At 66.1% G+C, this 26,834-nt stretch carries 27 protein-coding genes; 12 read left to right on the top strand and 15 right to left on the bottom strand.

Translation table 11 applies throughout. The features are described from left to right. Nucleotides 1-60: 60 nt before the first annotated feature. On the bottom strand, nucleotides 61-1,008 hold the full coding sequence (locus OKW38_RS35270) for a hypothetical protein (RefSeq protein ID WP_429365565.1): 948 nt from the start codon (nucleotides 1,006-1,008) through the stop codon (nucleotides 61-63). A gap of 271 nt (nucleotides 1,009-1,279) precedes the next feature. After that, nucleotides 1,280-1,858 (bottom strand): hypothetical protein, encoded by a 579-nt coding sequence (locus OKW38_RS35265; RefSeq protein ID WP_429365208.1) that lies wholly within the window; start codon nucleotides 1,856-1,858, stop codon nucleotides 1,280-1,282. 170 nt (nucleotides 1,859-2,028) lie between these two features. Here OKW38_RS35265 and OKW38_RS35260 point away from each other — a divergent pair, with 170 nt between their 5' ends. After that, complete coding sequence (locus OKW38_RS35260) at nucleotides 2,029-2,376, top strand: metal/formaldehyde-sensitive transcriptional repressor (protein WP_429365207.1); 348 nt, start codon at nucleotides 2,029-2,031, stop codon at nucleotides 2,374-2,376. Nucleotides 2,377-2,382: 6 nt separating this feature from the next. Then, the gene (gene dmeF / locus OKW38_RS35255) at nucleotides 2,383-3,300 is read left to right on the top strand and encodes a CDF family Co(II)/Ni(II) efflux transporter DmeF (protein ID WP_429365206.1); all 918 of its coding nucleotides are present in this window, start codon (nucleotides 2,383-2,385) and stop codon (nucleotides 3,298-3,300) included. 142 nt (nucleotides 3,301-3,442) lie between these two features. Here the strand turns inward: dmeF and pcaF are convergent, their stop codons facing one another. The 7 genes from pcaF to OKW38_RS35220 form a co-directional block, all read right to left on the bottom strand. After that, the gene (gene pcaF, locus OKW38_RS35250) at nucleotides 3,443-4,645 is read right to left on the bottom strand and encodes a 3-oxoadipyl-CoA thiolase (protein WP_184039328.1); all 1,203 of its coding nucleotides are present in this window, start codon (nucleotides 4,643-4,645) and stop codon (nucleotides 3,443-3,445) included. 366 nt (nucleotides 4,646-5,011) lie between these two features. Further along, on the bottom strand, nucleotides 5,012-5,977 hold the full coding sequence (gene denD, locus OKW38_RS35245; protein ID WP_429365205.1) for a D-erythronate dehydrogenase: 966 nt from the start codon (nucleotides 5,975-5,977) through the stop codon (nucleotides 5,012-5,014). 33 nt (nucleotides 5,978-6,010) lie between these two features. Then, nucleotides 6,011-6,811: a 2-oxo-tetronate isomerase gene (gene otnI / locus OKW38_RS35240; protein ID WP_429365204.1), complete on the bottom strand. Its 801-nt coding sequence runs from the start codon at nucleotides 6,809-6,811 to the stop codon at nucleotides 6,011-6,013. A 61-nt stretch (nucleotides 6,812-6,872) separates the two neighbouring features. Then, nucleotides 6,873-7,535, bottom strand: coding sequence for an aldolase (locus OKW38_RS35235; protein WP_184049441.1), 663 nt, complete (start codon nucleotides 7,533-7,535; stop codon nucleotides 6,873-6,875). Further along, nucleotides 7,532-8,845 carry a 3-oxo-tetronate kinase gene (gene otnK, locus OKW38_RS35230; RefSeq protein WP_429365203.1) on the bottom strand — a complete coding sequence of 438 codons (1,314 nt, stop codon included), beginning with the start codon at nucleotides 8,843-8,845 and terminating at the stop codon, nucleotides 7,532-7,534. Before otnK ends, OKW38_RS35235 begins: the two co-directional genes overlap by 4 nt. 14 nt (nucleotides 8,846-8,859) lie before the next feature. After that, nucleotides 8,860-9,750, bottom strand: coding sequence for an L-threonate dehydrogenase (gene ltnD, locus OKW38_RS35225; protein WP_429365202.1), 891 nt, complete (start codon nucleotides 9,748-9,750; stop codon nucleotides 8,860-8,862). Between the two features lie 72 nt (nucleotides 9,751-9,822). Then, nucleotides 9,823-10,527, bottom strand: coding sequence for a FadR/GntR family transcriptional regulator (locus OKW38_RS35220; RefSeq protein WP_429365201.1), 705 nt, complete (start codon nucleotides 10,525-10,527; stop codon nucleotides 9,823-9,825). Nucleotides 10,528-10,771: 244 nt separating this feature from the next. On the opposite strand from OKW38_RS35220, the gene OKW38_RS35215 reads away from it, so the two are divergent. Then, nucleotides 10,772-11,596 (top strand): IclR family transcriptional regulator, encoded by an 825-nt coding sequence (locus tag OKW38_RS35215; RefSeq protein ID WP_018424811.1) that lies wholly within the window; start codon nucleotides 10,772-10,774, stop codon nucleotides 11,594-11,596. Between the two features lie 84 nt (nucleotides 11,597-11,680). On the opposite strand, the gene OKW38_RS35210 is transcribed toward OKW38_RS35215, so the two are convergent. Next, nucleotides 11,681-12,871 carry a M20 aminoacylase family protein gene (locus OKW38_RS35210; RefSeq protein WP_429365200.1) on the bottom strand — a complete coding sequence of 397 codons (1,191 nt, stop codon included), beginning with the start codon at nucleotides 12,869-12,871 and terminating at the stop codon, nucleotides 11,681-11,683. A 111-nt stretch (nucleotides 12,872-12,982) separates the two neighbouring features. Between OKW38_RS35210 and OKW38_RS35205 the strand changes: the two genes are divergently transcribed. Further along, nucleotides 12,983-13,891: a LysR family transcriptional regulator gene (locus OKW38_RS35205; protein ID WP_090809528.1), complete on the top strand. Its 909-nt coding sequence runs from the start codon at nucleotides 12,983-12,985 to the stop codon at nucleotides 13,889-13,891. Between the two features lie 15 nt (nucleotides 13,892-13,906). Here the strand turns inward: OKW38_RS35205 and phnN are convergent, their stop codons facing one another. From phnN to phnF, 3 genes are read right to left on the bottom strand one after another with little or no spacing between them, the layout of a single operon-like run. Then, entirely contained in the window at nucleotides 13,907-14,458 is a 552-nt protein-coding gene (gene phnN, locus OKW38_RS35200) for a phosphonate metabolism protein/1,5-bisphosphokinase (PRPP-forming) PhnN (RefSeq protein ID WP_429365199.1), read from the bottom strand. Further along, on the bottom strand, nucleotides 14,455-15,219 hold the full coding sequence (locus OKW38_RS35195) for a DUF1045 domain-containing protein (protein WP_429365198.1): 765 nt from the start codon (nucleotides 15,217-15,219) through the stop codon (nucleotides 14,455-14,457). The genes phnN and OKW38_RS35195 overlap by 4 nt, the downstream gene beginning before the upstream one ends. Next, nucleotides 15,216-15,974 (bottom strand): phosphonate metabolism transcriptional regulator PhnF, encoded by a 759-nt coding sequence (gene phnF / locus OKW38_RS35190; RefSeq protein WP_090809521.1) that lies wholly within the window; start codon nucleotides 15,972-15,974, stop codon nucleotides 15,216-15,218. Before phnF ends, OKW38_RS35195 begins: the two co-directional genes overlap by 4 nt. Before the next feature lie 179 nt (nucleotides 15,975-16,153). On the opposite strand from phnF, the gene phnG reads away from it, so the two are divergent. From phnG to OKW38_RS35155, 7 genes are read left to right on the top strand one after another with little or no spacing between them, the layout of a single operon-like run. After that, nucleotides 16,154-16,669, top strand: a complete 516-nt coding sequence (gene phnG / locus OKW38_RS35185; RefSeq protein ID WP_090809519.1) for a phosphonate C-P lyase system protein PhnG — start codon at nucleotides 16,154-16,156, stop codon at nucleotides 16,667-16,669. Beyond that, nucleotides 16,669-17,280, top strand: coding sequence for a phosphonate C-P lyase system protein PhnH (gene phnH, locus OKW38_RS35180; protein ID WP_429365197.1), 612 nt, complete (start codon nucleotides 16,669-16,671; stop codon nucleotides 17,278-17,280). The genes phnG and phnH overlap by 1 nt, the downstream gene beginning before the upstream one ends. Next, a complete protein-coding gene (locus OKW38_RS35175) occupies nucleotides 17,280-18,416 on the top strand; it encodes a carbon-phosphorus lyase complex subunit PhnI (protein WP_429365196.1) in 1,137 nt (378 codons plus the stop codon). The genes phnH and OKW38_RS35175 overlap by 1 nt, the downstream gene beginning before the upstream one ends. Continuing rightward, nucleotides 18,413-19,363, top strand: a complete 951-nt coding sequence (locus OKW38_RS35170) for an alpha-D-ribose 1-methylphosphonate 5-phosphate C-P-lyase PhnJ (RefSeq protein ID WP_429365195.1) — start codon at nucleotides 18,413-18,415, stop codon at nucleotides 19,361-19,363. The genes OKW38_RS35175 and OKW38_RS35170 overlap by 4 nt, the downstream gene beginning before the upstream one ends. Next, nucleotides 19,360-20,130 carry a phosphonate C-P lyase system protein PhnK gene (gene phnK / locus OKW38_RS35165; RefSeq protein ID WP_090809511.1) on the top strand — a complete coding sequence of 257 codons (771 nt, stop codon included), beginning with the start codon at nucleotides 19,360-19,362 and terminating at the stop codon, nucleotides 20,128-20,130. Before OKW38_RS35170 ends, phnK begins: the two co-directional genes overlap by 4 nt. An 8-nt stretch (nucleotides 20,131-20,138) precedes the next feature. Continuing rightward, on the top strand, nucleotides 20,139-20,927 hold the full coding sequence (phnL, locus tag OKW38_RS35160; protein ID WP_429365194.1) for a phosphonate C-P lyase system protein PhnL: 789 nt from the start codon (nucleotides 20,139-20,141) through the stop codon (nucleotides 20,925-20,927). Nucleotides 20,928-20,963: 36 nt separating this feature from the next. Continuing rightward, nucleotides 20,964-22,097: an alpha-D-ribose 1-methylphosphonate 5-triphosphate diphosphatase gene (locus tag OKW38_RS35155; RefSeq protein WP_429334176.1), complete on the top strand. Its 1,134-nt coding sequence runs from the start codon at nucleotides 20,964-20,966 to the stop codon at nucleotides 22,095-22,097. A gap of 116 nt (nucleotides 22,098-22,213) precedes the next feature. On the opposite strand, the gene OKW38_RS35150 is transcribed toward OKW38_RS35155, so the two are convergent. After that, a complete protein-coding gene (locus tag OKW38_RS35150) occupies nucleotides 22,214-24,052 on the bottom strand; it encodes a diguanylate cyclase domain-containing protein (protein WP_090810479.1) in 1,839 nt (612 codons plus the stop codon). Beyond that, on the bottom strand, nucleotides 24,052-25,293 hold the full coding sequence (locus OKW38_RS35145) for an extracellular solute-binding protein (RefSeq protein WP_429365193.1): 1,242 nt from the start codon (nucleotides 25,291-25,293) through the stop codon (nucleotides 24,052-24,054). The genes OKW38_RS35150 and OKW38_RS35145 overlap by 1 nt, the downstream gene beginning before the upstream one ends. A 651-nt stretch (nucleotides 25,294-25,944) precedes the next feature. Here OKW38_RS35145 and OKW38_RS35140 point away from each other — a divergent pair. Beyond that, nucleotides 25,945-26,727 (top strand): ABC transporter substrate-binding protein, encoded by a 783-nt coding sequence (locus OKW38_RS35140; RefSeq protein WP_184039263.1) that lies wholly within the window; start codon nucleotides 25,945-25,947, stop codon nucleotides 26,725-26,727. The last annotated feature ends 107 nt before the right edge of the window (nucleotides 26,728-26,834 follow it).

The raw sequence follows: 26,834 nt of genomic DNA, 5'->3' as shown, positions 1-26,834 counted from the left end.
CGGCGCGACGTGAGCGCCACGATTCTACGCAGGTTCTGATTCTCATCGCCGCGCTCATCGTCACGCCCAATGCGCCGGCACCCACACGCGCCCGACCCAATGGCCCGGCACCCAGACCGCAGCCCGCGGCGCGACATACACGGGACGCGGCGCGACGTAGACGGCCGGCGGCGGGGGCGGCGCCACGACCACCACCGGCGGCGGAACATAGCCCGGCGGAGGCGTCACCACGACCGGCGGCGGCACGTACACGACCGGCGGCGGCACGACGACCGGCGGAGGCGCCACGACCACCACCGGCTTCGGCGCAACGACCACGGTCGTACCGGTCGCCGTGGTGGTCCCGCCCGCGACCACCACCCCACCTGTCACCACCGTACCGCTCGAGGTCACCGTGTGGCCTTGCGTGCCGGTCACGCTCGTCGAAGTCGTCACGACGCCGGGCGCGACCCGCGTCGCGGTGCCTGAGTGATAGACGTTGTTGTTGTCCGGACCCGTCACCGTGCCCGAGCGCGCGCAGGTCGAACCCGCGCAATTCGTCGACGCAGAATGATTGAACGTATTGCCGTTCGACCCGGTGATCAAGCCCGACGACGAATACTGGCCCGGCGCGGTGCGCGTCACGTCGCCGGACGTCGTCGCCGTTTTGCCGTCGGGACCGGTCAGCGTGCCGCTATGCGAGCAGGAGCCGCCCGCGCAGCTGGTGTCGCCCGAGTGCTGCACCGAGTTGCCATAGCGGCCCGTCGCGGTACCCGAGTTCGTGAACTGGCCGGGCGCCGTGCGCGTGACCGTGCCAGTGTTGCTCGCGACGCCGCCATAGGGACCGGCCACGCTGCCCGTATGCGAGCAGCTACCGCCGCCGCACGAGCCGTAGTGCGAACCGTTATAGACGCCGCGCGACGTGTACGCGGTGCCGTGACCCGACCACGCGAACGCCGATGCGCTGCCGAGCGCGAGCGCGGCGGCGGCCGCGCCGAGCACCGCCTTGCGCAGCGCGCCTCGCGCCATGCTGGCGCAGACCCTGTCGGAACCTGCGAATGAACGATTTTTCACGGTATGTCCTTGCTGGATTCGGGCCACTTGCGTCACTGCCGCGTGGCGACGAACGGACTATAGAAGGACACTCCGCGGAAATCATCACGGAACATATGTCGCGCTGTTTCACCGCGACGCGGGCCCGCCAGGCAAGGTTTTGCGGGCATTCGGCGGGAGCCGTGACATATTTCGACATAGTTTGCGAAACAGATGCGGCCGCCGGAATCGACTGCGGCCCCGCCGCTCACTGCCCGACCGGCGTCACCTGCACCGCGGCGGCGGACACGAACGCCGCATGCACGGTGTCGCCGACCTTCACGTCGCTCAAATCGACGTCGGGCGCGGCTTCGAAGGTCTGGGTCTGATACGCGCCGCGCAGCGTCACGAGGCGCTGCTTGCGATCGATCTTCAGCACGGTCGCGAGCACCTCGGTCTGCCGCGCCGACTCGTACCCGCCCGACGCCGGCGCATAGCTCCGCCGGTCGGCCCGCTCGCGAATCCCCTTGCCCGCGCTGCTTGCCTTCTCGACCTTGGTGAGCAACGCATTCTTGTACAGCACGTCGACGCGATCGCCGATCTTCAACTGATCGAAACCGGCAACCTGCTGGCTGACGAGCACGATCGCGACGTCGCCATGCGGACCCTTCAATGTCAGCGAACGGTTGCCCGCATCGATGGCGACGATCTCCGCCGTCATATGCACCGGCTGCGCCGCGCTGAGCATCGCTTGCGCGGTGCTCGCCATGTCGTCCTGCGCTCGCGCCGGCGGGGCCGCGGCCACCACCGCGATGACCAATGCTGCAGCTATCGTCGCTGTTTTCATCCGCGTTCTCCTCGTGCGAGGTATCAATACGGCTTGACGGTCGGTCATGCACGTCGAGCCAATCGCTTCGTGCTACGCAGCATTCGTGCCCGGCGTCATGAACTCCGCGCCTACAGGACAACCACGACCAACAGTATGACGCGAACGATTTGCCGACGGTATGCATCGGCATGGCCGCCGACAGCCATCAGAAACGCCATCTCGGTACCGTGCTATCCTACATACCCATAGGGGGTATATGTATGGCACATCTGAGCATACACAAAGACGGCTTATTGAAACGCGTTCATCGCATCGCGGGCCAGGTTCAGGCTATCGAGCGTTCACTGGAGTCGGACGCCGATTGCGAAAAAGTCCTGCACCTGGTGGCCGCGACCCGCGGCGCAATGAACGGCCTGCTCGACGAGATCGTCGAGGCGCACGCGCGCGAACATGTCGCGCATCCGGACCTGACGGCCAGCCAGCGCAAGAAGGGAGTTGATGCATTGATCGGCGCAATCCGCCGCTATTCGAAGTAAGTTTGTATGACTGACCATCTGATCCGCAAACACGAGCACTCGTTTCTCGGCAGCTCGCACGACGACAACGCGCGCCGGACCCGCTTCGTCGTCGCGCTCACCGTTGTCATGATGATCGGCGAAATCGCGGCCGGTTACGTGACCGGCTCGATGGCGCTGCTCGCCGATGGCTTCCACATGGCGACGCATGCCGGCGCGCTTGGCATTGCCGCGCTCGCGTATGCGTTCGCGAGACGCAACTCGGCAAACCGCGCGTTCAGTTTCGGAACGGGAAAAGTGGGCGAGCTTGCCGGCTTCGCTTCGGCGCTGATTCTCGCGCTGGTGTCGCTTGGCATCGGCATCGAATCGGCGATCCGGCTCGTTCATCCCACCGGTGTCGCGTTCGGGCAGGCCGCGGTGATTGCGGCGATCGGGCTGGTCGTGAACATCGTCAGCGCGCTGCTGTTGTCGGGCGGCCATGCGCACCATGGGCATCACGATCATCACCATCATCACGACCATGCGCATGGGTCCGACAACAACCTGCGCTCGGCCTATGTGCACGTGCTCGCCGATGCGCTGACCTCGGTGCTGGCGATCGTGGCCATGCTGGCCGGCCGCTATCTCGGGTGGGTCTGGACGGACCCGCTGATGGGCATCGTCGGATCGATCGTCATCGCGCGCTGGGCATGGACGCTGATGCGCGACACGGCCGACGTGCTGCTCGACAGAACCGACGAGCACGTGGCCCGCGAAATCCGCGAAATCCTGGATTCGCACGGCGATGCCGAGATCGCCGACCTGCACGTCTGGCAGATCGGCCCGCAGGCGCGAGCGGCGATCGTCAGCGTGCGCACGCATGGCGGCGTTACGGCCGAGACGATCCGCGCGCGGCTCGCACCGGTGCATGAGGTCATGCATCTGACCGTCGAAGCGGCGTCATAACGCCTGCGCCCGGCGCAACAAGGCGCGATCAAAACAAAGGGCCGGCGTGTCTCGACGCCGGCCCTTCCGCTTTTTACTATTCAGCTTGCGCGGAGACCCGCCTAGCGCGGGGACCGAAGCTCGCGCTAAACCAGCTCACGCATCACACGCGCTCGATCGCGATCGCGATGCCTTGGCCGACGCCGATACACATCGTGCACAGCGCGAAGCGGCCCTGCGTGCGTTGCAACTGATACGTCGCGGTCGTCACCAGACGCGCGCCGCTCATGCCGAGCGGGTGGCCGAGCGCAATCGCGCCGCCGTTCGGGTTCACGCGGGGATCGTCGTCGGCGACGCCGAGGGCGCGCAGCACCGCGATACCTTGCGAGGCGAACGCTTCGTTCAGTTCGATCACGTCGAACTGGTCGATCGTCATGCCCAGACGCGCGAGCAGCTTCTGCGTGGCGGGTGCCGGGCCGATGCCCATCACGCGCGGCTCGACGCCGGCGGTGGCCACACCGAGCACGCGGGCGCGCGGCGTGAGGCCGAAGCGCTTCGCGGTCTCTTCATTGGCAAGCAGCAACGCCGCCGCGCCGTCGTTCACGCCCGATGCATTACCGGCCGTCACCGTGCCGTCCGGACGCACGACGCCCTTCAGCTTCGCGAGCGTTTCGAGGCTCGTTTCGCGCGGATGCTCGTCCTGCATGACCGTGATCGGATCGCCCTTCTTCTGCGCGATCGTCACGCCGACGATCTCCTGCGCGAGCGTGCCGTCGCGTTGCGCGCGCGCCGCCTTCTGCTGGCTGCGCAGCGCGAATGCGTCCTGGTCGGCGCGGCTGATGTTGTAGTCGGTCGCGACGTTTTCGCCGGTTTCCGGCATCGAGTCGACGCCGTACAGCTTCTTCATCAGCGGATTCACGAAACGCCAGCCGATCGTCGTGTCGTAGACCTCGTTCTGACGCGAGAACGCGCTGGTCGCCTTGGGCATCACGAACGGCGCGCGGCTCATGCTTTCGACGCCACCGGCAATCATCAGCGCGGCCTCGCCCGACTTGATCGCGCGCGCGGCGATGCCGACCGCATCCATGCCCGAGCCGCACAGACGGTTGACCGTCGAGCCCGGCACGTCCTTCGGCAGACCCGCGAGCAGCAGCGACATGCGCGCGACGTTGCGGTTGTCGTCACCGGCCTGGTTCGCGCAGCCGTAGATGAGGTCGTCGATCGCGGTCCAGTCGACGTTCTTGTTGCGCTCCATCAGCGCCTTGAGCGGCACCGCGCCCAGGTCGTCGGCGCGCACCGACGACAGCGAACCCGCATAGCGGCCAATGGGGGTGCGAATCGCGTCGCACAGAAATGCTTCGGTCATGGGATGTCTCCAGTTGAGATGCTGCGTGCGCTGCGCCTCGGCCGGCTTCGCACCGATGAGGCCGGTTCGAGGCGCCGAGGCATCGGCCCTGGGCGCCAACGGCCGCGGACGGGCAACTGCAAAATGGCGGCGGCGTAGCGCGCCGACACGTCGAAGCAGCTTAGCGCAGGATCGTGAACGATGGGCTTGGGATTGACGACCGATACGGCTGTCGCCTCTTCTTCGCCCTGCCTCGTGTTCTATATACGAACACAAGGTCATATATCGAACAAAACAGCCTCGATAATAGGCGGGGGCGCGAAAGCATGTCAAGCACGGCCGCAGCCGTGCCAAGCGACACCAGGGAATACGCGGAGGGGGTGATCTTCAGCGAACTTCGATTCCTTCATCGGCGATGTAGTCGCGAATCACGTCCGCGAAACTGCGCTCGGCCGCGAGCCCGAGCCGTTCGGCGCGCGACGTATCCCACGCGCCGGGCCAGCTCCCGACGATCTTCTCGATGCGCTCGTCGGGCTGCCGCACAATGCGGTTCGCGACCGCCTCGCCCGCGACCTCGCGCAGTGCCGCGATCATCTCGTCGACGCTGACCGACAAGCCCGGCAGGTTCAGCACGCGTTGCTTGCCAAGCACGGCGCCGTCGAGTTCGAGGCCGGCGATAAGACCCTCGATCGCCTTGCGCGGCGACAGCAACCACAGCCGCGTCGAACCGGCGACCGGACACACGGCCTCCTCGCCATTGAGCGGCTCGCGGACGATGCCGCTCGCGAACGACGACGCCGCCGCATTCGGCCGCCCCGGCCGCACGCTGATGGTCGGCAGCCGCAGCACGCGGCCGTCGACGAAACCGCGCCGCGAATAATCGTTGAGCAGCAGCTCCGCGATCGCTTTCTGCGCGCCGTACGACGACTGCGGATTGAGCGCGGTGTCGTCCTGCACGACCGCAGGCAGATCGCCACCGTAGACCGCGACCGAACTGGTGAACACGACGCGCGGTTGGTGCCCGCGCTGCCGGCAGATTTCGAGCAGCAGCCGCGACGCATCGAGATTGATGCGCATGCCGAGATCGAAGTCCGCCTCGGCCTGGCCGCTGACGATCGCAGCGAGGTGAAAGATCGCCGAGGTTTGATCGTCGATCACGCGTTCGAGCACACTGCGCTCCGCGATATCGCCGACTTCGGTGCGCACGCGCGCATCGCCGAAATCGTGTGCGCGCACGACGTCGAGCAACACGAGCCCGGTAATCGCTTGCGGTGCGCCGTGCGCATCTTTCAGCGTCTCGCGCGCGAGACGCTGGCCGAGAAAACCGGCACCGCCGGTGATCAGTACTTTCATGGTTACGTGTGCGTCAGTGGTTGTCGGAAAGAGTCAACGCCCCGCATCGAGATAAGGCTTCAGCCAGCCAAGCCCCGCCGAGGTCCCCGCGCGCGGCCGGTATTCGCAGCCGATGTAGCCGTCGTAGCCGAGCGCATCGATCAGATCGAACAGGTACGGGTAGTTCAGCTCACCGATGTCGGGCTCGTGCCGCTCGGGCACACCCGCAACCTGGATGTGACCGATGCCGGCCATATCGCGTTTGAGCTTCATCGCGAGATCGCCCTCAGCGATCTGGCAGTGATAGCAATCGAACTGCACCTTCAGGTTCGGCGCGCCGACTTCGGCGCAGATCGCTTGCGCGTCGTCCTGTCGATTGAGGAAATAGCCGGGCATGTCGCGCGTATTGATCGGCTCGATGACGACCATGATCTGTTCGGCTTGCGCGGCCCGCGCGGCATAGGCGAGGTTGTTCAGATACACGTCGCGTTGTGTTTTGCGCTGCGTTTCGCCCGCTCGATCGCCGGCGATCAACCCCGCCATCACATGCAGCTTGCGATTGCCGAGCACGCGCGCGTACTCGAGTGCCGTGTCGATGCCGCGGCGGAACTCGTCCTCACGGCCCGGCAACGACGCAAGGCCGCGCTCGCCGCCGCTCCAGTCGCCGGGTGGCGCATTGAACAGCGCCTGCGTGAGGCCATGCGCGTCGAGCCGCGCCTTCAGCTCGCCCGGGCGGAACTCGTAGGGAAACAGGAATTCGACCGCGTTGAAGCCGTCGCGCGCGGCGGCGGCGAAACGATCGAGGAACGCGTGCTCGTTGTACATCATCGACAGATTGGCGGCGAAGCGAGGCATGGCGGCAGCTCCTTCAAGACAGTTCGATACGGTGCGCGGCGTTCATCGGTCATGCGCGCTGCTACCAGCGCGCGCCGAACGCGGCACGGAGTTGTTCGATCGCGGCGGCGTCGAGCGGCGCGGGCCGCGGATTCGTCATCAGCCACAGGCGCGCGGTCTCCTCGAGTTCTTCGAGCGCATACGACGCGTGCGCGACCGAGCGCTCCCACACTACCGGCCCCAGACGTTCGAGCAACACCGCGCGCACCCGATCGGCCAGCGCGGCGATCTGCGCGGCCACTCGGGGATCACCCGGGCGTTCGTAGCGAATCAGCGGTACGTGGCCCACTTTCATCACGTAGTACGGTGTGATCGGCGGCAACACGTCCGCTTCGCTCCATACGCCCGCGAGCGTCAACGCGACCAGATGCGTCGAATGGGTATGGACGATGCCGCGCGCCTCGCCGTTGCGCGCATAGATACCGCGATGCAGCGCCAGCGTTTTCGACGGCTTGCCGCCCGACACCGCGTGGCCGTTTGCATCGACCTTCGCGATGTCGGCGGGATCGAGGCGGCCGAGGCACGCGTCGGTCGGGGTGATCAGCCAGCCGTCGTCGAGCCGCGCGCTGATGTTGCCGGCGCTGCCGACCGTATAGCCGCGTTGATACAGGCTCGCGCCGACCGCGCAGATTTCCTCGCGAACCCGCGCTTCAGCGCAGGTGTGAAGTGCCGGTGCGTCGCTCATTGCGCGGCTCCGTCGAGATGGCGCAGGGCCTTGTCGAAGAAGTCCGTGGTGCCGAAATTGCCGGATTTCAGCGCGAGTGCGAGCGGTTCCGCTTCGGTCGTCGCCGTGGCCGGCACGCCCGGATCGATCTGCGCGCCGATGCGCAGCATGCGCACGTCGAGCGCCTGCACGACGGCGCCCGAAGTCTCGCCGCCCGCGACGACGAACTTGCGCACACCCCGTTCGCGCAGACCGCGCGCAATCGCCGCCAACGTCTTCTCGACCAGATGCCCGGCCTCGTTGACGCCGAGTTCGCGCTGCACGGCCTGCACTTCGTCGGGCGATGCGGTCGCATAGACCAGCACCGGTTCCGCGTGCACGAAGCGCTGTTGTGCGAACGCGAGCGCCTCGCCGACGACGTCCTCGCCGCGCGCCGCCGCGAGCGGATCGATGCGGAACGCGGGCCGTGTCGCGCACCAGGCGGCGACCTGCGCGTTGGTCGCCGTCGACGCACTGCCCGCGAGCACCGCCGACAAACCTTCTATACGCGGCAATTGCGCGGCATGGGTTTGCTCGCCGAGCAGACCCGCGCGCCGGAAGTTGGCCGGCAAACCAAGCGCGACGCCGGAGCCGCCGGTGATCAGCGCGAGGTCCGCGCAGGCCAAGCCGAGCGTGTGCAGATCGGCGTCGGACACCGCATCGGCAATCGCGATGCGCACGCCGTCGGCGCGCAACGCGGCGAATGCGGCACGCACGGCCGCATCGCCTTGCGCGAGCTGGTCATAACGCACGAGCCCGACCTTCGATTGCGTTTGCCGCCGCAGCACGCGCACGAGGTTCGCGTCGCGCATCGGCGTCAGCGGATGGTTTTCCATGCCCGACTCGTTGAGCAGCGCATCGCCGACGAACAGATGACCGCGAAAAATCGTGCGGCCGTTCTCGGGAAACGCGGGACACGCGATCGTGAACGACGCGCGCTCAGCGAACTCGACGGACAGCGCATTCAGCAACGCATCGGTCACCGGGCCGATGTTGCCCGCATCGGTCGAATCGAAGGTCGAGCAGTACTTGAAGAAGAATTGCCGGCACCCTTGCGCGCGCAGCCAGGCGAGCGCGGCCAGCGATTGCGCGACCGCGTCGGCGGCCGGGATCGTGCGCGACTTCAGCGCGACGACGAGCGCGTCGGCGCCAAGCGCTGCGTTGGAGGTGGGCACGCCGATCGTCTGCACCGTGCGCATGCCACCGCGCACGAGCATGTTGGCGAGATCGGTGGCGCCGGTGAAGTCGTCGGCGATGCAGCCGAGCAGCGCGGGTTTCGTTTGAGCCGTCATGACCTCTCCCTCGCCTATTGCTTCGTCGGCAATTCGATGCCTGGGAAAATCTTCACGACCGCCGAGTCGTCTTCGCCACCGTGGCCCGCCGTCGACGCCATCATGAACATCTGATGCGCGGCCGCCGACAGCGGCAGCGGAAACTTCGTGCGACGCGCGGTATCGAGCACGAGGCCGAGGTCCTTGACGAAAATATCGACCGCCGACAGCGGCGTGTAGTCGCCCGCGAGAATATGCGGCACGCGGTTCTCGAACATCCACGAATTGCCCGCGCTGTGCGTGATCACGTCGTACAGCGCGTCCGGGTCGACACCTTCGCGCAGGCCGAGCGCCATTGCCTCGGCGGCCACCGCGATATGCACGCCGGCCAGCAGCTGGTTGATGATCTTCACCTTCGAGCCTGCGCCATTCGTGGCGCCAAGCCGATACACGTTGCCGGCGATCGCGGCGAGCACGTCTTCGCACGCGGCATAAGCGGCCGCGGGACCGGACGTCATCATCGTCATCTCGCCCGACGCCGCGCGCGCCGCGCCGCCCGACACCGGCGCATCGAGCATCTGCAGACCGGCCGCCTCGACGCGCTTGCCGAGATCGCTCGCGAACTCCGGCGCGACCGTGGCACTCGCGATCACGACGCCGCCCGGCTTCATGGCCGCGAGCGCGCCGTGCTCACCGAACAGCACGGCCTCGGTTTGCGCCGCATTCACGACCAGCGTGATCACGACCTCGCACTGCGCGCCGAGCTCCGCGGGCGTCGCACAGCCGATGCCCCCTTCATCGACGAACGCCTGCAGCGCGTCGCGCCGCAAATCGCACGCGTGGACCCTGAAGCCCGCGCGCAACAGCGAGCGCGCGACGCCGAGCCCCATGGCCCCCAAGCCAATGACACCGACATTTCTCGACATGCATGACCTCTATGGATGGGTGCCGCATTCGTGGGTCCGCGCGCGTCGGAATCACCGCGCGCCTTCAGCGCGTCAGACGATGCCCGCCTCGGCAAGCCGCCGCGCCGCGTTGTACAGATGCGTCTGCGCGGCATTGCGCGCCGCCATCGGATCGCCGGCGCGAATCGCCGCGGCGATCGCCGCGTGCTCCTCGCGCACCTGCCGCGAGAAGTCCTCGCGCAGCGCCTCGTTGCGGCGCGTGACGACCGTGCCCGCTTCGAGGTACTGATTGAGGAACGTCAACGTCTTCAGGAAATACGGATTGCCCGTAGCCGCCGCGATCGCGCGATGAAACGCGACGTCTTCGGCGACGCCGTCTTCGCCATTGCCGACCGCGCGCTCGATGCGCGCGAGCGCGGCGTCGATCGCGGCCATCTCGGCATCGCTGCGGCGCATCGCGGCTTCCGACGCGACCTCCGCCTCGATCGCGCGACGCAGCGCGAGGATCTGCACGACCGAGCCCGGCTCCACGGCTTCCGCGTAGTCTATTCGCAGCGGGCGGATCGCGCCGTGCCCGGCGACGAACACGCCACTGCCCTGGCGCGGCTCGACCACCCCCTCGTTCTTCAGTCGCGACAGCGCCTCGCGAATCACCGTGCGGCTTACGCCGAACTGTTGCGCGAGCACGGCTTCGGTCGGCAGCCTGGCGCCGCGCGCGAAGGTGCCCTTGTCGATCTGCTTCAGCAGTTGCTGCGCGACTGTGTCGCTCAAAGCGCGCGCGGGAATCTTGTCGAACATGGCGGATCGGTTGGACCGGGTGTCTCGAACTCGTCAGGTTATCGGGTCATCATACAAATTTGGAGTGGGAATCGCATCCACGCAAACCCTGGGGTTTTTGCACGAATCGGCGTTATTTGGCGAAATAGAAGGCTTAAGCTATCGTCTCGCCTTTGCGCCGCAACGCAAAACGCGTCGCCGCATCGAAACGATCGCGCGTCGCGCGTCCTTCGCGCGCACTCTTCCGAACCCACGATCAAGGTCCATGAGCAAAGCCCTGCCGCCGTCTTCCGTCGCGCCCGCCAACGCCGAACCGGCCCCGGAGAAACCGGGCGACTCGTACGTGCAGTCGTTCGCGCGCGGCCTCGCGGTCATCCGCGCGTTCGACGCGACGCGGCCTGAACAGACGCTCACCGACGTCGCCGCGGCGACTGGCCTCACGCGCGCCGGCGCGCGCCGGATCCTGCTGACGCTGCAAACACTCGGCTATGTGGAAGCCGAGGGACGCCTGTTTCGTCTGACGCCGAAGATCCTCGACCTCGGCTTCGCGTATCTGACCTCGATGCCGTTCTGGAATCTCGCCGAACCGGTGATGGAAAGCCTGTCGGCGCAGGTGCACGAAAGCTGCTCCGCGGCCGTGCTCGATCGCACCGAGATCGTCTACGTGCTGCGCGTGCCGACTCACAAGATCATGACGATCAACCTGTCGATCGGCAGCCGCCTGCCCGCCTACTGCACGTCGATGGGCCGCGTGCTGCTTGCCTCGCTCGACGACGAGACGCTCGACGCGACGCTGAACTCGACGCCGCTCTACGCGCACACGCCGCGCACCGTCACCGACAAGCAAGAGTTGAAGAAGCTGATCGAGCAGGTGCGTCGCCAGGGGTGGGCGATCGTCGATCAGGAGCTCGAAGGCGGCTTGATTTCGCTGTCCGCGCCGATTCGCAATCGCCAGGGCCGCGTGATCGCCGCGATGAACATCAGCGGCAACGCACAGCGCAATTCGGCCAAACAGATGGTGAAGGCGTTCCTGGAACCGCTGCAGCGAGCCGCGCAGACAGTCTCGGAGATGGTCGCGCGGCGCGGCTAATGAACGCTTCGTGGCTCTGGCCGCGCGGTGATGAGCAGCCGGGCGCGCACGCCTCGTGCGCGCCGCGGCGTGTGCATCAAGCGCTCACTGCGCGAGATAGCGCTCCACCAACCGTGCCCAGAACGCCGCGCCGATCGGCAGGCTGCGGTCGTTGAAGTCGTAGTGCGGGTTGTGCACCATGCAACCGTCCTCGCCGACGCCATTGCCAATGCGCAGGAACGTGCCCGGCCGCTTCTGCAGCATGAATGCGAAGTCCTCGCTACCCATCAGGATGTCGGTCTGCTCGACCACCTTGTCGTCGCCCACCAGTTCGCGCGCGACCTGCACCGCGAAATCCGTTTCGGCATCCGTATTGATGACGACCGGATAGCCTTCGATGTACTCGACGTGCGCTTTGCCGCCATAGCTTGCGGCCTGCGACTCGGCCAACTCAGTGATGCGCCTCTTCAGCAATGCGCGCACCTCGGGGCTGAACGAGCGCACGCTGAGCTCGAGCCGCGCGCTGCTGGAAATCACGTTGTTCGCGGTGCCCGCGTGCATCGAGCCGACCGTCACCACGGCGGGCTGCGACGGATCGACGTTGCGCGCGACGATCGTTTGTAGCGCCATCACGATGCTCGCGGCGACCACGACCGGATCGACGGTCAGATGCGGACGCGCCGCATGGCCGCCGACGCCTTCGATCGTGATGATCGCCTTGTCGCCCGCCGACATGAACGGTCCCTTGCGGAACAGCAACACGCCCGGCTCGGCTCCCGGATGGTTGTGCAGGCCGAACACGGCGTCGCACGGGAAGCGCTCGAACAGGCCGTCGTCGATCATCTTCAGCGCACCGCTGTCGATGCCGCTTTCCTCGGCCGGCTGGAAATACAAATGCACGGTGCCCGAGAAATTGCGCGTGGCCGCGAGACGTTGCGCGGCGCCGAGCAGGATCGTGGTGTGACCGTCGTGGCCGCACGCGTGCATCTTGCCGTGGGTGCCGCTCGCGTACGGCAGGCCGGTCTGTTCGATGATCGGCAACGCGTCCATGTCCGCGCGAATGCCGATGCTGCGCTTGCTGTCACCCTCTTTCAGCGTGCCGACCACGCCGGTCTTGCCGACCCCGCGCGTGACCTGCCAGCCCCACTGTTCGAGTTTTTCCGCGACGAGCGCCGCGGTCTGCACTTCCTCGTACGCGAGTTCCGGATGGTGGTGAATCTGATGGCGAATCTCGCGCAGGCTTGCGGCGGCGGGTTCCAGATCGGACACTTCGGTCAAACGCGGGGTCTCGTTCATAGCTTGTATGGCTCCAGTGAGTAGCCTCGCACTATAGCCACGCTGTTTTGTTCGAATAAGATGCTATTTTTTTCACCCTGATTAACAGGCCTTATATACCGGGTTACCCTTATGAAGCTGCAGCAGTTGCAGGCCTTCGTCGCCGCCGCGCATCACCGCAGTCTGCGCGCCGCCGCGCGTGAGCTTGGCGTCACGCAGCCGGCCGTCACGCATACGATTCGCGAGCTGGAAAGCGCGCTCAACGCCGCCCTGATGGTGCGCAGCGTGCGCGGCATCGAGCTGACCGCGTGCGGGCTCGCGCTGTTGCCGCGCGCCGAGCAGTTGCTCGGCGACATGCGCCGCACGGTCGAGGCCGTCGAGCAGGTCAAGGGCGAACTGGCCGGCAAGGTCAGCGTCGGCACGATGCCATCGCTCGCGCTGACGGTACTGCCGCATGCGGTGTCGAGCTTTCGCGAGCGGATGCCGCTCGTGAGTCTGCATCTGGAGGAAGTGACGGTGCCCGACGCGCTCGCGCGTCTGCGCAACGGCGCGCTCGATCTCGCGGCGATCCATCACGTTCTGGCATTGGATAACGATCTGGTGCAGGTGCCGCTGTACTCGACGCAGTTCGTCGTCACGATGCGCGCCGGCCATCCGCTCGCGAACGTCACGCGTCTATCCGAGCTGCTCGACGCCGAGTGGATCGTCACGGTCGGCGCCGATCACTTCCCGCACAGCGTGATGATGGCGATGTTCAGCGCGCACGGCTTGCCGGTACCGAAGCGCTTGCTGCGCGCGCCGTCGTCGTTTGCAGTCACGCTCGGGCTCGTGTCGCAGACCGACGTGATCAGTTGCTTCACGCGGCCGCTTGCGCAGAGGGTCGCGCCGCTCGGCATTCGCGTCGCACAGATCGAAGACGCGCTGCCGAACTACGATCTGAGCATCATCTCGCGACGCGATCTGCTGCCGACGCCGGCCGTGCAGCAGTTCGTCGCATGTTTGCGGCAGGTGACGCGGGAGCGGATGGGAGCCGTGCAGTAAGGCCGCGTGCTTGCGCTACGCGCTCACCTGCTCCTTGAGCGCCGTGATCAATGCGTGCCCCGCTTCTTCGAGCGCGCCGGAGTTGTCGATCGTCGTGCAGCGCACGCCGGCCGGCAACGCAAACGGCGCGCGCCGCGCGAGCCGCGCCGCGACCTGCTCCGACGATTCGCGCGCCCGCGCGCCGAGCCGTGCTTCGAGAATATGCGGCGCGGCGCTCACGTGCACCACTTCCGCGCGTGGATAGCGCGCGAGCGCATGCTGCAGGTACTGCCGCGAGCCGTTGACGACCACCGTGCAGCCGCGCGCGAGCCACGCATCGAGTTCGATGCCGATGCCATAGCGCAGCGAATGGCTCGACCATTCGAGCGCGAACAGGCCAAGCACCGAGCGCGCGGCGAACTCCTCGACGCTTAGTGCAACATGCACCTCGCCATTGCCGCTCGGCCGCGTGATGTAACGATGCGCGAATACGAGCGGCTCGCCGGCGAGCCGCATGCGCGCGAACTGCAGCAGCGAATCCTTGCCCGCGCCCGACGGCCCCATCACATAGATCAAACGCCCAGTCATTGGCTGCTCACCTCGTCTTGCTGCTTGTTCGTGCGATCGCCAGGTTGCGCGCCGTGGCTGAACGGCAGCGGCTGCCATAGCACGAACGGCTCACCCGGCGCCGGCTCGACGAACAGCGCGGCCTGATCGACAGCGAGCGGCCCGAGCGCGGGCGTGCGCTCCCGCCACCATGCGAGCAGCGTCGCGCGCTCGTCGGCATCGGCGAGCGAACTGGACAACGTCATGTGAAAACGGAACTCGTCGAACACGTACGGATAGCCCCATTGCAACAGCAACGCACGTTGGCGTTCGCTGAGCGGCGCGGCGAGCCGTCGCTCGAGATCGGCCGCCGACGGCCGCGCGCGCAGCCTGTCGAGCGACTGCAGCGCGTTCGACGCGAGCTCGCGAATGCGCGTCTCGCCATCTGCATCGGCCGGTCGCAACGCGACGAAGTCGCCCAGCGTGGCCGCTTCTACCGGCAACGTGAACGGCCGCTGCGCGAGCGCCCAGGCTCGCGCGGCCGCGAGCACGTCGGGCTGCGTGACGCCGGCGCCGAGCCGGAACGGGGCGACCAGCGTGCCATGCCAGCCATAGCGGCGCGGCGCGTCGGTCAATGCGGCGAGCGGGCGCGTCAGGCCTGGCGGCTGCGGCTGCGCGCGGCGCTCGCCGCTGTGCGCATCGCGGCCGAGCCATGTCGAGCCGGTCTGCCACCACGCCGATTCAACCGACGGCGCGTAGTACAGCGCGAAGCGCGCTTCGGCACTCCATACGGGGCCGCTCACAGGTCATGCTCCACGAGCAGTTGCACGCGATCGGCCGCGAAATGCGTGAAGCCGTATTTGACCGGCGTGCCCTGCAGATCGACGTCGACGTTCTCGACCCACAGCACCGGCTGCTGACGGTTGATGTTGAGCCGCCGCGCGACTTCCGGCTCGGGCAGCACGCTGCCGATGCGGCTCCACTTGCGCAGATAATCGTCCACGCCGAATTCGGCCAGCGCTTTCGTCGTGCCGCCGAGGCGTTGCACGACCTCCGGCAAATCCGGAAAACGCGCGGCCGGATACCAGCTGCGCGCGTATGTGAGCGGCACGCCGTCCGACTCGTTCAGCGATTCGATGCGATAGACCGCCGCGCCCGCGCGCAGACCCAACGCCTTCGCGACACTGGGCTCGGCCTTCACGCGCGCGGCCGACAGCATCGTGCCCGCGGGCGAGTGGTGTTGTTGACGCAGGTTTTCGGTGAAACGCGTACGGCGGCCGATCGAATAGTCGATCGCGCCGGGCTGCACGAACGTGCCACGCCCCTGCTCGACGCTGACGAGGCCGAGCGCGGCGAGGCCGAGCATCGCGCGGCGCACCGTGTGACGGTTGACGTCGAAGCGCTTCGCCAGCTCACCCTCGCTCGGCAGCCGCCCTTCTTCGCCGAACCCGCTTGCCGTGATCTCTGCGGCGAGAATCTGTTCGATCTGTCTCCAGACGGCCACGCCCGCGCCCCGTTCGAGCGTCGTGGCCGGCGCCGCGCTGTCGTTCGATGTCATGGTGCTGTCATTCCCTTCGGTTCAAATGATCGCCATGACGTGCATTGTAGTGCGCGAGCCGTGATGAAAATATGAACGTCCGCCGCGCACAACAGTCCAGACAACTATGCTTATAAACGTCTAGACGTTTAGATGAATAGATGCTTCAATGCCCACTCGCTGGATCGACAGGAAATCCGATGAGCCCGAGTTCCGTTCCGCCCCGTCCATCTTCTTCGCCGTTGCCGGCCGTGTCTTCGGCGGCGCGGCGCGCCTGGATGGCCGTGCTGGCGCGCACGCCGCGCGCCGACCTCGAAGCCGCGCTGCAGCGCGCGCTGCAAGGCCGCCCCACCCCCGCCTACGACTGGCTGCGCCCCCCTGAAATCGGCCTCGCGATGGTGCGCGGGCGCATCGGCGGCAGCGGCGATCCGTTCAATCTCGGCGAAGCCACGGTTACGCGCGCCACGCTGCGTCTGCATGCCAGCGGCGACGCCGAAGCCACCGTCGGCGTCGCCTGCCATCTGGGACGCGACCGCCGTCGCGCCGAACTTGCCGCGCTCGCCGATGCCTTGCTGCAGATGCCCGAGCATCACGACAGCCTGCATCGTCGATTGATCGAGCCATTCGCCGCGCAACAGCAGGCCCGGGGCGCGCAACAGCAACAGGACGTCGCGGCGACGCGCGTCGAATTCTTCACGATGGTGCGAGGCGACTGATGGAACGTTCACCGATTGCGTTGTCCACGCTGACGCCGGGTTTCGCGGACCCGGTCCACGATACCCAGGCCGTGTTTCGCACGCTGCTCGACGCGTTGTCGCGGCCCGGCACGATCGGCGTGATCCGCGACGTGCTGCCCGAGTTGCGCAACACGCCGGTCGAACCCGCCGCGTTTGCCGCACTGCTGACGCTCTGCGACTACGCGACGCCGGTGTGGCTCGCGCAGCCTGATCCCGCGCTCGCGTCGGCGTTGCGTTTTCATACCGGCGCGCCGCTCGTCGATGCGCCCGGCAACGCCGCGTTCGTGTATGTGCACGATGCCGACGCGTTGCCATCGCTCGAAAGCTTCGCGCCCGGCAGCGCCGAGTCACCGGAACAATCGGCCACGTTGCTGATCCGCGTCGACGCGCTGACGGGCGGCGCAGCGGTCACGCTGAGGGGCCCCGGCATTCTGGATGCCGAAACGATTTCGCCGGCCGGTCTTCCCGCGCGGTTCTGGCAAGAACGCGCAATGCTCGCGCCGCTGTTTCCGTGCGGCATCGACTGTTATCTGGTTTGCGGCCCGCGCGTGATCGGCCTGCCGCGCACAACCGAAGCGAAGGTGAACTGATGTACGTTGCCGTCAAAGGTGGAGAACGCGCGATCGAAGCGTCGTGGCGCCTGCTCGACAAAGCGCGCCGCGGCGATACGCGAATCGCCGAACTGAGCGTCGCGCAGATTCGCGAGCAGTTGCGGCTCGCGGTCGCACGCGTGATGACCGAAGGCTCGGTCTACGACGAGGAGCTTGCGGCGCTCGCAATCAAGCAGGCTGCCGGCGATCTGGTCGAGGCGATTTTCCTGCTGCGCGCGTATCGCACCACGTTGCCGCGCTTCGGCTATACGCGCGCCATCGATACCGAAACGATGCAGGTCGAGCGGCGCATCTCGGCGACGTTCAAGGACCTGCCCGGCGGCCAGTTGCTCGGCGCGACCTATGACTACACGCAGCGTCTGCTCGATTTCGCGTTGCTCGCCGATGGTGATGACGCGCGGCAGGACGTGACGCGCGGCAACGCGCCGGTTCCGCAAGAACCGCCAGCGCCAGAATCGATGCCGCGAGTCGTGTCGCTGCTCGACAAGGAAGGCCTGATCGAACAGGAGCGTTCGACACCCGACGGCGCGGAACCCGGCGACCTGTCGCGTGAACCGCTCGCCTTTCCGGCGAGCCGCGCGACGCGTCTGCAAAATCTCGCGCGTGGCGACGAAGGCTTTCTGCTCGCGATGGGCTATGCGACGCAACGCGGCTACGCGCACTCGCATCCGTTCGCGGGCGAGATCCGCTTCGGCACGATCGCGGTCGAGATGGACCTCGACGAACTCGGGGAAGCGGTCGACATCGGCGATATCGACATCACCGAATGCCAGATGATCAACCAGTTCGCGGGCAGCGGCACGGTGCCGCCGACCTTCACGCAGGGCTACGGCCTCGCGTTCGGCCACTCGGAGCGCAAGGCGATGGCGATGGCGCTCGTCGATCGCGCGTTGCGTGCCGAAGAACTCGGCGAGACGCTCGCGTCACCGACGCAGGACATCGAGTTCATGCTGTCGCATAGCGACAACGTCGAGGCGTCGGGCTTCGTGCAGCACCTGAAGCTGCCGCATTACGTCGACTTCCAGGCGGAGCTGGAACTGGTGCGGCGTTTGCGCGCGCAGCATCGCAGCAACGATGAAACAAGCCGCGCCACCGACAAGGAGCAAGCAGCATGAACGCGCCCGACACCGCTGTTGCCAACACCTCATGCGACACCGCCGCGCACGGCTACAACTTCGCGTATCTCGACGAGCAGACCAAGCGCATGCTGCGCCGCGCGCTGCTGAAGGCAGTCGCCGTGCCGGGCTACCAGGTGCCGTTCGCGTCGCGCGAAATGCCGCTGCCGTACGGCTGGGGCACCGGCGGCATCCAGGTGACGGCCGCGATCATCGGCAGGACGGACACGCTGAAGGTCATCGATCAGGGCTCCGACGAAACCACCAACGCCGTCAACATCCGCCGCTTCTTCGCGCGCACCACGGGGGTGGCGACCACGCGGCACACGAGCGAAGCGACGATCATCCAGACGCGGCACCGGATTCCCGAAACGCCGTTGACCGAGCGGCAGATCCTCGTCTATCAGGTGCCGATGCCCGAGCCGCTGTACCGGCTCGAGCCGCGCGTCGCCGAATGCAAGAAGCTGCATGCGCTCGCCGATTACGGGCTGATCAGCGTGAAACTGTACGAGGACATCGTGCATCACGGCAGCATCGCGACCACGTACGACTACCCGGTGATCGTCAATCATCGCTATCTGAGCTCGCCGTCGCCGATCCCGAAGTTCGACAATCCGAAGATGCATATGAACGCCGCGCTGCAACTGTTCGGCGCGGGCCGCGAGCGCCGCATTCACGCGATTCCGCCTTATACGCCGGTGCGCAGCCTCGACTTCGACGATCATCCGTTCGAGGTGCAGAAGTGGCAGCACGCGTGTGCGCTGTGCGGATCGAAGGAAAGCTTTCTCGACGAGATGATCGTCGACGATGCGGGCACGCGCATGTTCGTGTGCTCGGACAGCGACTACTGTCACGGGCGGCGCGGCGATGGCGATAGCGACGGCGACGGCGCTATCGAAGCGCAAGCGCCGCGGCCCCACGCCACGCGCGAAGGAGAATCCGCATGACGCCGCTTCTGAGCGCACGCGCGCTCACCAAACAATATGGCGGCCGCAACGGTTGCCGCAACGTGAGTTTCGATCTGTATCCGGGCGAAGTGCTGTGCATCGTCGGTGAATCGGGTTCGGGCAAAACCACGCTGCTCAACACGCTGGCGCTGAAGACCGAGGCCGATAGCGGCTCGCTGCACTACACCGCGTCGCATGGCGACTCGCTCGATCTGCGCGCGCTGTCCGAGCCGCGCCGCCGTCTGCTGACGCGTACCGAGTGGGGCTTCGTGCAGCAGAATCCGCGCGATGGCCTGCGCAGCGGCGTATCGGCCGGCGCCAACATCGGCGAGCCGTTGATGGCGGTCGGCGCGCGCCACTACGGCGAAATTCGCCGCACAGCCACGCAATGGATGGAGCACGTCGAGCTCGACCCCACTCGCATCGACGAATTCCCCGCCGCGTTTTCGGGCGGTATGCAGCAACGTCTGCAGATCGCGCGCAACCTCGTCACCGGTCCGCGTCTGGTGTTCATGGACGAACCGACCGCCGGTCTCGACGTGTCCGTGCAGGCGCGTCTGCTCGATTTGCTGCGCACGCTGAGCTCGACGCTGCATCTGTCGGTGCTGATCGTCACGCACGATATCGGCGTCGCGCGTCTGCTCGCGCATCGGCTGATGGTGATGCAGGCGGGCGAAGTCGTCGAGGCGGGTCTGACCGATCAGGTGCTCGACGATCCGCAGCACCCGTATACGCAAACGCTGGTTTCCTCGGTTCTGCCGGTTTGAGGCTCACGATGCAATCCACTGAGGTAGTCACTGAGGTAGTCAATGAAGCAGGCAGCGATGCACGCCACGGCGAGCGCGCTTTCGCCGACAACGCGGCGCTGATGCTGCGCGCCATCGGTATCGGCAAGACTTTCACGCTGCACGGCCAGGGCGGTGTGCGGATCGACGCGCTCGCGAACGTGTCGCTCGAGGTCGCGCGCGGTGAATGCGTGGTGCTGGTCGGGCCGTCGGGTGCGGGCAAGAGCACGCTGCTGCGCTGTCTGTACGGCAACTATCTGGCGAGCACCGGCTCGATTGCGATTCGCGACACCAGCGATCACGGCCGGCCCATTGCAATCACCCGTGCCGAACCGCGTGACATACTGCGGCTGCGCCGTCGCGTGGTCGGCTATGTGAGCCAGTTTTTGCGCGTGATCCCGCGCGTGCCGACGCTTGCGCTCGTCGCCGAGCCGCTGGTCTTGGACGGCGTCGCCGAACCTGAAGCCAGCGCGCGCGCCGCTGAATTGCTGGCGCGGCTCAACGTGCCCGAGCGTTTGTGGTCCCTCGCGCCCGCGACGTTTTCGGGCGGCGAGCAGCAACGCGTGAACATCGCGCGAGGTTTGATCGCCGAACATCCGCTGTTGCTGCTCGACGAACCGACCGCTTCGCTCGATGCGGAAAACCGCGACGTTGTGGCCGATCTGATCGTCGAGGCGCGCGAGCGCGGCGCGGCGATCGTTGGTATCTTTCACGACGAAGAGACCCGCAACAAGATCGCGACGCGCCGCCTGGAACTGCGGCCGCCGCTGCGGCACTAAATTGACACCAGTCCCGACTGACTACGGAGTAAGTCGATGTTGATCAGCAACGCTCACATCGTGACGCGAGACGAAGAATTCATTGGCACCGTGCGCGTGGAAGACGGCGTGATTCGCGACGTCGAACGCGGCGCGGGTTTGGCGCGCGACGCCGAAGACTGGGACGGCGATTATCTGCTGCCCGGTCTGATCGAACTGCATACGGACAACCTCGAGAAGCACCTCGTGCCGCGTCCCGGCGTCGAATGGAATACCGACGCGGCCTTCGTGATTCACGACGCGCAGGTCGCCGCAGCCGGCATCACGACGGTATTCGACGCGCTCGCCATCGGCTCGCGCTCGAGCGTTGGGCTGCGTAACCGCGACGTGCAAACGCAATGCGCCGGTTCGCTGCTGCGGCTGTCCACGCGTCGACTGCTGCGCGCCGAGCACTTTCTGCATCTGCGCTGCGAGATCGCGACCGCCGACGTGCTCGAGGTATTCGATTCGCTGTGCGCGCATCCGCTGCTGCGGCTCGCGTCGGTGATGGACCATACGCCGGGCCAGCGCCAATGGCACGACCGGGAGCAATGGCGCCGCTTCCAGGAGCGCAACGGCAAGATGAGCGACGAGCGTGTCGCGAGCACGCTCGCCGAACTCGCGGTCGAACAGGAGCGTTACGCGGACGAGCACCGCCGCGAGATCGTCGCGCGTTGCCGGCGGCTCGGCATTCCGGTCGCGAGCCACGACGACACTCTGATCGAGCACGTCGAACAGGCGAAGGCCGAGGGCATCGTGCTCGCCGAATTCCCGACCACGCGGATCGCCGCGCAAGCCGCGCGCGAGCATGGCATCGCGACGATCATGGGCGCGCCGAACATCGTGCGCGGTGGCTCGCATTCGGGCAACGTGTCGGCGCTCGAACTCGCGCGCGCGGACCTGCTCGACATCCTGTCGTCGGATTACGTGCCGTCGAGCTTGCTGACCGCGGTGTTCGATCTCGTCGAAAAAGCGGGCTGGTCGCTGCCGCGCGCGATGGCAACGGTCTCTGCCGAGCCGGCGCGCACCGCCGGTCTCACGGACCGCGGCGCGATCGAGCCCGGCCTGCGCGCGGATTTCGTGCGCGTGACGATGCTCGACAAGCTGCCGGTGCCGCGCGCGACTTATCGCGCAGGGGTGCGGATCGTTTGAGTGGGCTGGTTGAGCGCGCCTGCGTCTCAGGTCGACAACGGCATACGCTCCGGCTCATTCGCGGCGCGATCGCGGCGTGGCAATAGAAAACCCTCAGCGGCGCGGGTAAAACCGCGTCACGCGGTGGGCTCCGCCTCGCGCCCCTCGGTCGCATCGCGCGCGGCGTGCGCCTGGGCGAGCTGGGACTGGGCAGCCCTCGCCTGCCCAGCCTGTTCGTCGAGCCGCATGGCGAGCAGATCCTGATAGCGCAGATACGCGCAACGGCCCCCCGATTTCGCCGCATACATCGCGGCATCGGCGTTCAGCAGCAGTTCCTCGGCATTGCCGCTGTCGTGCGGGAACTCGCTGATGCCGATGCTCGCGCCGACCGTCATGCTATTGCCGTCGACGGTCAGCGTTTCGTTCAGCGCGTCCATGATGCGCTCGGCGATTTCTGGCGTGACCTCGGCCGCGCGCTGCCCTTCGATCAGCACGATGAATTCGTCGCCGCCGAGCCGCGCGACCACGTCCCCGGCATACAGCACGTCCTTCAGACGGCGTGCGACCGCGACCAGCACCTTGTCGCCGACCGAGTGACCGAACTGATCGTTGATCTGCTTGAAGCGGTCGAGGTCGACGAACAGCACGGCGAGGCCTTCGCGGCGGAAGCTTGCCTCCTCGATCGCGTTCTCGAGCTTCTGCATGAACAGCATGCGGTTCGGCAAGCCGGTCAGCACGTCGTGCGAGGCCAGATGCACGAGCTCGCTCTGCTTGCTGTGCAGCGTATCCATCTGCGCGCGGATTTCGCAACGCAAACGCTCGAAGCAGCGCGCGAGCACGCCGATTTCGTCGGTGCGTTTGAGCGGCAAGGTGTGCATCGCGTGATCGGCGAACAGGTGCGTCGCCGCATACGCGAGCAGATGCAGCGGTTTGGTCAGCGCTCGCGCGAACAGGATCGCCAGCAGTACCGACAATGCGCTGAACACCAGCACCATGCGAATGATCCGCGTGCCGAGCTGATTGGCGCCGGTCAGCACGTCCTCGAGCGGCTTCGCGAGACCGAGCACGATGAAGCGGTTGCCCTCGGAACCGCCGAACGGCCGCCGCACGAACGCGAGCACACGGCCGGCCGCCTCGCCGGGTCTGGCGAGACCGTTGATGAGCACCTCGCTTTGGCGTTGCTCGAACAGCTGCTTCGTGGCCGGGAAGCTGTCCTGCATCAGCACGCGCCGGCCGCGGTCGAAACCGAAGGTTTTCGACGCGTCGGGATGGATCAGGAAGTCGCCCCACTCGTTCGCCAGATAGACCTGATAGTCGCTCGGCAGATCGCTCTGCAAACGCCGCAGCATGCCGGCCAGATCGACATCGATTACGACGACGCCGACCACCGTGCCGCGCGCATCCGCGATCGGCGTGCCGAGACGCAGCGTCGGCTTGCCTTGCGCCGCATGCGTGCCGGATTCGTGATTGACCGAAATCGGCGACGTGTAGATGCGGCCCGGCGAAAACGCGAGCGTTTCGAATACGTAGGGAAACTGAGCTTTTTCCTGCAAATCGTCACCCTCTACGCGCACGAGGCCATCGCTGTCGCGATCGAAACGGATCAGTTCGAGACCGTGATGCTGCCGCGTGATCAGCCGCACCTGCAGATACTCCGGGTGGTGCAGCATGAAGCTCGAATACACCTGCGCGAGCCGCTCGCGGCCGAGGTTCGGGCCGATACCGTCGTCGGTCTGCGCGACGCTCACCGACGACGGCATCGTCGCGAGCACGAGCGCGTCCGCCGCGACGTCGTCGATCGATACCGCGATGCGCTGGCCGAGCAGCTCCGTCGACGTCTGCAGGCTGTGCTCCGCTTCGTTGACCAGCATCGTGCGATTCGCGCGATACGCGTAATAGCCGGTCGCGCCCGACGCCAGCACGCCGATGCACGCGAGCAGCACGGATAGCTTGAAGGTCAGGCCGCGATGCAGCATCAGAAGCGCTCCGAACGGTCGCCCGACACGATGCGCGTCCACAGTTGCTCGCGGCGCTCGATATCTTCCACCGGACTGATCCAGACGATGTGCGCGTTGGCGCTGCCTTCGGCCGGCTCGGTCAGCGTGTTCGCGAGCCCCTGGCGCTGTGTCAGCAACGCGCTCACGCTCGGCTCGAGCATGTAGTTGATCCATGCGAGCGCAAGCGGCTGGTCGCTCGCCGCGCGCGTCATCGACCAGCAATCGAGCCACGCGAGCGCGCCTTCGTCCGGAATCACGTAGCCGACGTCGGCGCCCGCGCGCCGCAGCAACTGCACCTGCTGCGTGCCGTAGTTGCCGAACATCAACGCGACCTTGTGCTGGATGAAGAATGCGGTCGCCTCTTCGGGCAGCGTGTAGTAGGTCAGCAGGTTGCGGCGCAGATCGACGAGCTTGTGCGCGATCGTGCGCATCTGCGCGGGGTCGAGTTGAAACGGATGCGGATAGCCGAGCGCAAGCGCGGTGAACGAGAAGTTGTGCTGCGCGCTATTGAAGTCGAGCACCTTGCCACGATAGCGCGGGTTCCACAGTTCGAGCATCGAATGCGGCGCAACCGGAATCTGCTTGCGATCGTAGATGAGTCCCATCGACGAATACGTGAACGGAATCGCGTATACCTTGCCCGCCGAGGTCAGGCCGTCGATCGAGCCGAGCGCCTGGAAACGCGGCAACTGCTTCTTCGTATTCGGCAGACTCGCGAGATCGAGCGGCGCGAGCAGATTCGCCTGCGTATAGCGGCGGATTTCGGCGGTGTTGGCGGCGAGTACGTCGAACGGCGGCGCGCCCTTGCTGTGCATCTGCGCCCACAGCGCCTCATCGGAATCGACGAGCGTTACCTCGACCTTCGCGCCGTAGCGCGCTTCGAACGCCTTCACGACGTCCGGGTCCGCATAGCCGGGCCATGCGAGAACGTGCAGCACTTTCTCGGCGGCCGCTGCGGGCGTCGCCGCGCCGAAACCCGCGCACAGCAATGCGCCTATCAGAACGCGCGACACGCGGGGCAAAACCCCGGAAAAAACGTCGCACGCAAATCCGGATGCGCCAATCGATGAAAATCCCGATGTAACGCTCGACAAAAAACCGTCAAAAAACCGGCGCTGCAATAATGCCGCGCGAGCCCGCACGCCGGTGCTCGCGATTCGTCGCTTGAAAGTCTGTTTACAACGGCCTGTTCGATCCGCCGTGAACAACATCGTGTGCATGCATAACACCGTTGAGCAGAAAGGCCATGTGAGCGAGCGCAAACGCGCGGAATTTGAATCTTGACGGCCGTCCGACGACCTGCGCCCGAGCGATCCCCGCCTGCGCGGGCGGCCGGCGTCCAACGCAGGGAGCATCGATGATAGCGCCAAAGCCTTTGTTTTTGCACCGGTTCGAAACGGCCGGGCAAAAATATCGGTGTTGGTAATAACGTGCAAGGCAATAGCCTCGAGGCCGTTCTTAATTAACGGCAAATTCAGCCGCGAGCTTTAACGATCCGTCCACGATTCAAACTCGCGTTTCAAACCGGTTTTCGGCGAACTCGCGAGAAAACCGGCGTAAATCCCAGTCGATTACGCTCGCCGGCCCTTCGTATTACCGCTCGTGCATTGCATCCGCGTTACGCAAACCCTACCAACGGTGTACGATCCGGTCACACCGGCTGGGGCGCAAGCGTTGCTCTAGAGGGCCTCCTCCCGCGCCATCCGGTGTTTTACTAGCTTCCCAATATTTTTGAACTGATAAGCTTGGCGCGCGTTGCAGGCCACCCCGGCTTGCATCCTGACCAGAAGCCCGTTTGCGAGACGCGCCGGGCGTCCCAAGGCGGCACAACCGCCGAGGGTGTAATTGAACTACACCGAGGAGTAAAAACAGTGAAAAAACTGCTAGCGGCTTTGACGGTTGCTCTGCTTGCCACCGTCTCGATTGGCGCACACGCTAAAGATTGGTCGACGATCCGTTTTGGTGTTGATGCCAGCTATCCCCCGTTCGAGTCGAAAGGCGCGGACGGCAAGCTCGTTGGCTTCGATATCGACCTCGGCAACGAAATCTGCAAGCGCGTCGGTGCGAAGTGCGTGTGGGTGGAAAACGACTTCGACGGCATGATCCCGGCACTGAAGGCGAAGAAGTTCGACGGCGTGCTGTCGTCGATGTCGATGACGCCGCAACGCGCCGAACAGATCGCTTTCTCGTCGAAGCTGTTCAATACGCCGACGCGCCTCGTCGCGAAGCAGGGCTCGGGCATCCTGCCGACCGCTGAATCGCTGAAGGGCAAGACGGTGGGCGTCGAACAGGGCACCATCCAGGAAACCTACGCGAAGACCTACTGGGAACCGGCGGGCGCGAAAGTCGTGGCGTATCAGAACCAGGACCAGGTCTACGCCGACCTGATCTCGGGCCGTCTGGACGCAGCGCTGCAAGACGCGGTGCAGGCTGACCAGGGCTTCCTGAAGACGCCGCGCGGCAAGGGCTTCGCGTTCGTCGGCAAGGACCTCGACGATCCGAAGATCCTCGGCAATGGCGCCGGCATCGGCATGCGCAAGGAAGACACCGATCTGAAGGTGAAGGTCGACAAGGCGATCGCCGACATGATCAAGGACGGCACCTACAAGAAGATCGAGAAGAAGTACTTCGACTTCGACGTGTACGGCAGCTAAATCGCCCACGCGCGCCGCACGGCGCGCCGGCAGCTTGTCCGAAACGGGCTCCGCGACGCGGAGCCCGTTTTGTTTTGCGGCTCCACATCTAGCCGCATCAAGCCACA

It is taken from the genome of Paraburkholderia sp. MM5496-R1 (assembly GCF_050436205.1).
GTDB classification, from domain to species: domain Bacteria; phylum Pseudomonadota; class Gammaproteobacteria; order Burkholderiales; family Burkholderiaceae; genus Paraburkholderia; species Paraburkholderia tuberum.
This window is presented reverse-complemented; position numbering and strand designations above follow the sequence as displayed.